Origin of the sequence: uncultured Methanobrevibacter sp. (genome assembly GCF_902801725.1) — an archaeon.
Lineage (GTDB): Archaea > Methanobacteriota > Methanobacteria > Methanobacteriales > Methanobacteriaceae > Methanocatella.
The window spans coordinates 1-3,468 of sequence record NZ_CADCJB010000072.1 but is presented as its reverse complement, the minus strand read 5'-3'; the positions used below and the strand labels follow the sequence as shown (position 1 = coordinate 3,468).

The following is a 3,468-nucleotide window of genomic DNA, read 5'->3' as shown; positions in this document are numbered from 1 at the left end:
TTGCCGGTGTTTTTTTTATAAATCACAGTTCCAAAACCGATACTACATTGTCTATGATATCCAATTCAAATCTGGATGCATCCAATGAGTATACTGTTCAGCTTAAGGATGTAAATAACAGGGTTTTGGCGGATAAATTCATTACTGTTAAATTTAATAATGAATCTTATACTTTAGTCACTGACAAAAACGGTACTGCATCAATCAATTTGACTGTTATTAAAGGTTCTTTTGAAGTTAAAAGTTATTTTAAAGGTGACAGCAAGTATAATGATGCTCATTCATCTGATATAGTAATTAAATGAGGAGAGTTGTTTTATATGGATAATTTTACTGAGATTTCTGCTGATATGATAAATGAGGTTGAAAAGACCTTGAATTCAGGATTCTGCGATTACAGATTAAGGGATTCCAGTTTCAACTGTGAAACTTTCAAAAAAGGTGAGGACATTCATCTCATTCAAACGGTTGGTGATGAGGAAATAGAACTGGTGTTTGCCACTAAATTTGAGGATGATAATTATTTCATTTCATCAGGGTTTGATATAATTTGTGATGATCTGCTTGAAGGAAGAGAGTCAAGAGATATTTTCCAGTCTGTTAATATGTATTTTAGAAACGTGATTGCAAATCCGGATAAGGATTATAGTGATGATAAGGAATCTTTAATCAATTTTCTTGTTGAAAGTGATGAGAAATACCACAGAGAAGATCTTGAAGTTCTTCTTGATGAGGATAAGATTCGTGCTGATTATGAACATGACAAATCAGAAATTTATGATAATGATGATATGACTGACATTCAAAAGTCTTTGGCCCTAAAGGAGCTTTTACATATGTCAATATGTGAAGTTATTAATGATTTGGAGTTATATTATACCAGACCTTTGGATTTGTCTCCTGCCGAAGAGCATGAGAAAAACCGTCAGGAAGCCAAGGCTTTGGAAAATGAAATGCAGTTATACTGACTGCATACTTTTTTTATTTTTGAATTCTTTTTCATTTTCATGTATACTTTTTTTAATTATGAATACAAACATTTATATAGTAGAAGCCACTACTATTAATTGTGTACACAAATTTGAAAAAAGTAAACATTAAGGAGATTATCTTATGAGTGAAAAAGATACAAAAGAATTCAGATTTGGAAATAAAAAATTCGGAGGAAGATACATGCCCGGTGAATTGGAAATAAATTTACCTGATGAACTTCCATATGACGAATTTGAAGAAATGTTTAAAGAACGCATCGAATCCCTTTACAAATTAGGTCGTGAATTCATACCATTTGATGAAGAAGATATTGAATCAAAAAAAGAGAAATTAAAACCTTTAAGCATTCGTGTTAAAGCCCATACAAAAGAATTCTTTAAAAACAATTCAATTTTAAGTGCACGTGAAGTATTGGAGTTATATGAAAATTATAATCACGGCAGTGAAGCGTTTATCAATTCCCTTTTAAAAGATGAAAAGGACTTGGAACAGGAATTATCACAAATCCAGGAAAAACTGCACAATGCCAAATTATTCAAAGAAAAACTCAGCAACTTAAACCTAGAAGATTCAATAACTGACGAGGAAAATATCTCATCTTTAAAAGAGGAATATGAAGGTTCTGATGTTAAAGTAATGTCTGATGAGGCCGGTGATGATATAATTTCAGACATTGAATTGTACAATACCAAAAAAGTTGTGTTCAATGCCAATTATCTTGAAATCATTGCTGCAAATGATGTTATTCCTGTAATATATTACTTTACATATGAACTTTCTGAAGCTGATTTAATAAAAGTCTTATCTGACGTTAAATCATACTGTTCAGACAACACTATTGAATTTGATGATGGTGAAGATTCTTCTGAGAGCACTGAAGAATCTGGCGAAGACTCTTCCGATAAAAAAGATAAAAGTGAGGATGGTGAAGAATAGCTTCACCATATTATTACTTTGTGTATAAGATATGTTTATATAATATAATAAACAATATATACACAAGGTGATAATAATGACTCAGATTTTTCCAATATTAACAACATGCCCGATATGTGAAAATGAATTTGAAATAATTCAATTAGCCTCAACCAACCAGATGGGTTCACCGGACCTTGACTTAAGACCGCCTGAAATGGCAAGAAGCACAATGGATACATGGACACATGAATGTCCAAAATGCGGATACGTAGCATCTGATTTTAACCAGACACCAGAAATCACCAGAGAATTTGTTGAAAAAGATGAATATAAAAGCTGTGATGATTTAAATTTTAAAAGCCACCAGTCAGAAATATTCTATCGCCAGTACATGATATCAGATGACAATGAAGAAAAATTCTACTCCCTGCTTCACTGCGCATGGGCATGTGATGATGTAAATGATGAAAAAAACTCTCTTCTAATGAGAAACAAATGCCTGGACTACATTGACTTTCTTAAAGCCAGTGATGATATGATGCTGGTGAAAGCGGATTTGATGAGAAGATCAAATCACTTTGACGAGCTGGTAAAGGAATATTCAACCAAATCATTTGAAAATGACATTTACAACAGAATCTGTGATTTCCAGATTGAAAAAGCCCTTAAAAAGGACAATGGATGCTATGCAATAGAAGACATATAATACTTGTCATCCGCTCTCTAGGACTTTTAATATATATAAACAGGTCCACAATATTATACATGACAAGCAAATACATATCTTTTCTATCGTTAATGGATACGGACTGTATTTTAACCGCATTGCTTTTTGCAGGGTGTGTTGAAAATTATTGATTGCTACCTCAATCAGCTGTTAAATTCAAAACCATCACCAGAACTAAAAACAACCCTCCATAAATTAATAACTGAATTAAAGCACTACGGCTATCCGGATATAGAACTGGTTGACATAATCTCCATAAGGATAATGCTTGATTATATACTTTCAAATCCCGGCCTGATTAGGCCCCATGAGGCTTTCATTAAAAAGGCAACCCTTAGCATAGCAGATATTTTAGGTGATGAACTTTACGTTAAAATCGAACCTGAAATCATAACCCTTGAAGATGACTTTAGAAGAAATATCCAAGTATACCAAAAGCAGATTGATGACAAATTAAGTGAAGAACTCAGGGATTTAATAATTGAAAAGCTTTAATATCAGCCTAAATGCAGGATTTAATTAACAATATTTATAAAGTAATACTGACAAATAATCTTTTATATGATATTGAGGTTCCATTTTCTAAATAAAATAATGCCTTTTTCAAAATCTTTAAAGAAATTGTTTAATGCATTACAGATTGTATTATCGAAAATTAAGCGTAAGATAGAAAATCTTTCAAATAGATACAATTTTATTTTTTCTGCTGAATCTCAGACATATACACCGAATTTAACTGTCACACCTTTTGAATTAAATCAAAATAAGCTTAAATAAAAGGGGATAAAAAAATGGATAAAAAAGTAATAATTGGAATTATCATTGCAATA

General features: G+C 31.7%; 5 protein-coding genes. All 5 read left to right on the top strand.

The window, feature by feature from the left end:
* The coding region (locus QZV68_RS10050) for a hypothetical protein (protein WP_296880862.1) at positions 1–305 on the top strand (305 nt) is incomplete at its 5' end.
* 15 nt (positions 306–320) lie between these two features.
* Positions 321–968, top strand: a complete 648-nt coding sequence (locus QZV68_RS10045) for a hypothetical protein (RefSeq protein ID WP_296880861.1) — start codon at positions 321–323, stop codon at positions 966–968.
* Positions 969–1,113: 145 nt separating this feature from the next.
* Positions 1,114–1,929: a hypothetical protein gene (locus QZV68_RS10040; protein ID WP_296880860.1), complete on the top strand. Its 816-nt coding sequence runs from the start codon at positions 1,114–1,116 to the stop codon at positions 1,927–1,929.
* Positions 1,930–2,005: 76 nt separating this feature from the next.
* Positions 2,006–2,617 (top strand): hypothetical protein, encoded by a 612-nt coding sequence (locus QZV68_RS10035; protein WP_296880859.1) that lies wholly within the window; start codon positions 2,006–2,008, stop codon positions 2,615–2,617.
* A 135-nt stretch (positions 2,618–2,752) separates the two neighbouring features.
* Positions 2,753–3,133: a hypothetical protein gene (locus tag QZV68_RS10030; RefSeq protein ID WP_296880858.1), complete on the top strand. Its 381-nt coding sequence runs from the start codon at positions 2,753–2,755 to the stop codon at positions 3,131–3,133.
* Positions 3,134–3,468: the final 335 nt, after the last annotated feature.